5 protein-coding genes are annotated in these 2,319 nt (G+C 72.2%); all 5 read right to left on the bottom strand.

The window, feature by feature from the left end; all coding sequences use genetic code 11:
• Window positions 1-229, bottom strand: a 229-nt coding sequence (locus BEP24_RS16160; protein WP_065961096.1) for an IS3 family transposase, incomplete at its 3' end; no start/stop codon positions are given.
• 211 nt (window positions 230-440) lie between these two features.
• Window positions 441-689, bottom strand: a complete 249-nt coding sequence (locus tag BEP24_RS16155) for a hypothetical protein (protein ID WP_065965201.1) — start codon at window positions 687-689, stop codon at window positions 441-443.
• Between the two features lie 134 nt (window positions 690-823).
• Window positions 824-1,024: a hypothetical protein gene (locus BEP24_RS16150; RefSeq protein ID WP_065965199.1), complete on the bottom strand. Its 201-nt coding sequence runs from the start codon at window positions 1,022-1,024 to the stop codon at window positions 824-826.
• A gap of 10 nt (window positions 1,025-1,034) precedes the next feature.
• A complete protein-coding gene (locus BEP24_RS17750) occupies window positions 1,035-1,766 on the bottom strand; it encodes a class I SAM-dependent methyltransferase (RefSeq protein ID WP_065965193.1) in 732 nt (243 codons plus the stop codon).
• Window positions 1,767-1,927: 161 nt separating this feature from the next.
• Window positions 1,928-2,197 (bottom strand): hypothetical protein, encoded by a 270-nt coding sequence (locus BEP24_RS17745; RefSeq protein ID WP_065965191.1) that lies wholly within the window; start codon window positions 2,195-2,197, stop codon window positions 1,928-1,930.
• Window positions 2,198-2,319 lie beyond the last annotated feature (122 nt).

Genomic DNA, 2,319 nt, shown 5'->3' with positions numbered 1-2,319 from the left:
GCAGCCGGATCCGTTTCTGCGCCTCCCGCAGCTCGGCTTGCTCCACCGCTTTCAGCGACGGCGGCTCTGCGACCCCGATGCCGTCGTCACGGTCCGCGAGGCGCAACCAGCGGGCCAGGCAGGACTCGGAGACGCCGAAGTCCTTCGCGACCTGCCGCACTGACGTCTCGCCCTTCCGGGCGACCGCGATCACGTCACGGCGGAACTCTTCCGGATACGCCTTCACCATGGCGCACATCCTTCCAGCAGGAGCCAATGCCCCTACCTCTCAGGAGTCAACCGAACCTGCAGCAGTCCCAGTCGGGCTCAGCCCCACATGGGTACGGCTTGATCACCCAGGGCCGCACACTGTAGCGCTCGGCGTGGTTCCATACCGGCTCTCCGGTCCCGTCCTGGGTGTGTGCATCCGCCCATCTCCAGGCAGCGTCACCGGTCGTGCCCTAAGCGAGCGCGTCTGCAAGGAACGCGATTCTTCGTGCGTCGAGGAGTTGCAGGAGGCGATCGGACCTGCGGCGGACGGCGTCTTCGTCGCCGTCGCGCCAGCTCGTGCCGAGGACCTCTGTACCCAGAGCGCGGGCGTACAGGCGCGGTACCTCGACGGCGAGGGGACGGACTTCCCGTCCGTCGCCGGCGGGGTGGAGCTCGTGCGCGTAGCGGCGTTTGGTGCGCCGCACCACGTTGTCGGTCATTGGTCTCTCCTTGGTTGCGGCTCCTCGTAGAGCTCCGATGCCTGCGATGTCAATTGGCGGATGGGTCGCTGCTCACCGGCCACCGGGATCGCCTCTACGGCAATGTGGTCGGCACCTAACGCCCACCACCCCGCTCATCGCGGTGTTGACCACCGGGACGCCCACTGGAACCGGCTTCCGGCGCCGCGGTGTTCTTCTACGCCGAGGGACGCGAGCCCCATCAGTCCGCGAGGCAGAGAGAACCCGAGCAGCAAGCCGAACACGATCAGCTTCCAGAGCCAGACGACCGGAACGAGGTAGAGCGGGAAGAGCCAGATGCGTGGCGCGGAACGCATCGCCCGACGGTCAGGCCCGGACGGCGCGGTGCACCCGTGTGACGTACTCGACCGGGATCGTCGAGCGACCGGCGGTCTCCGGGTCGTCGTCGAGCACCCGTCGGACGGCGTCGAGGAGCGCGGCCCGCTCGTCCGCGGGGAGCACGATGACCGCACTCCGCGAGGCGATCGCGTCGAGGAACCCCGCACGGTCCTGGTCGAGCGTCCAGCGGACCTCGTGGTGCTCCACCGGCCCGAACGGCAGCCCGACGACCGGCGCGCCCTGCGCGCTCCGACGCGTCTCGGGCTGCGGCACGAGCCGTCCGATCCGCTCCGCCCACCCCCGGTCCTCGACGCGTGCGTTCCAGACGAGTCCGAGGACGCCGCCCGGCCGCAGCACCCGCGCCACATCGGCGGTGCCCCGGTCCGGGTCGACCCAGTGCCACGACTGCGCGAACGTCACGACGTCGGCCTCGCCGTCGTCGAGCGGGATCGCCTCGCCGGTCCCGTCGAGCGCGCGCACGCCGGGCAGCTCCGCGACGAGCCGCGCGCGCATCGCCGGGTCGGGTTCCACCGCCACGACGTGGTCGGCCCGACCGAGCAGCGTGCGCGTGAACTTGCCGGTGCCCGCACCGACGTCGACGACCGTGTCGGTCCCGTCCGGCACGAGCGCGGCCGCCACGCCGGGCGGGTACCCGGGCCGGCCGCGCTCGTAGGCGTCGACGGCGGATCCGAAGGAGCGGGCGAAGCGGTCGTGGGTCACGGTTCCAGCGTGGTCCGTCGCGGCCGGGCTGTCGATGCGAGACACCTCAGGCCGTCCCGGACCCGCGCCCGGCAGGGCGGCTCGCGGTGACCGGGGGACGGACGGGAGGGCCGTGGCGGCGCCGCCACGGGCCTCCCGTCCGGTGGGTGGTCGCGTCCGGCTCAGGCCGGGTGGCGGGCGGTCCACGCGCGGAACGGGGCCGTCGGGTCGTCGACCGAACCCTGCTCGGTGGGCAGGTTCCGGTCCGCGACGGGCTTGGCGTACTCGTCGTAGAACGTCGCGAGGGTCATCAGGCGGTTGCCGTCCTCGTAGTGCTCGCCCTCCTGCTCGCGGGTGGCGGCGAAGACGACGCGGTCGGGTTGGGCGTAGTAGAGCGCACCGAGGCACATCGGGCACGGGTAGGCCGTGACGAAGACGTCGTCGTCGTTCATGCCGGCCACGGTGCTCCGTCCGGGTGCCCGTGGGCCGTGCGGTCGGGGGACGCGGGGCGGTCCCGAGCGGCGGCCCGGCGAGCTCGTACCCGGCGTCGACCAGGTCGTCGAGTTCCCGGCGC

Source organism: Curtobacterium sp. UCD-KPL2560, from assembly GCF_001705035.1.
Classification (GTDB): Bacteria; Actinomycetota; Actinomycetes; order Actinomycetales; family Microbacteriaceae; genus Curtobacterium.
The sequence above is the reverse complement of the archived record's forward strand: the minus strand, read 5'-3'. Positions and strand labels throughout refer to the sequence as shown.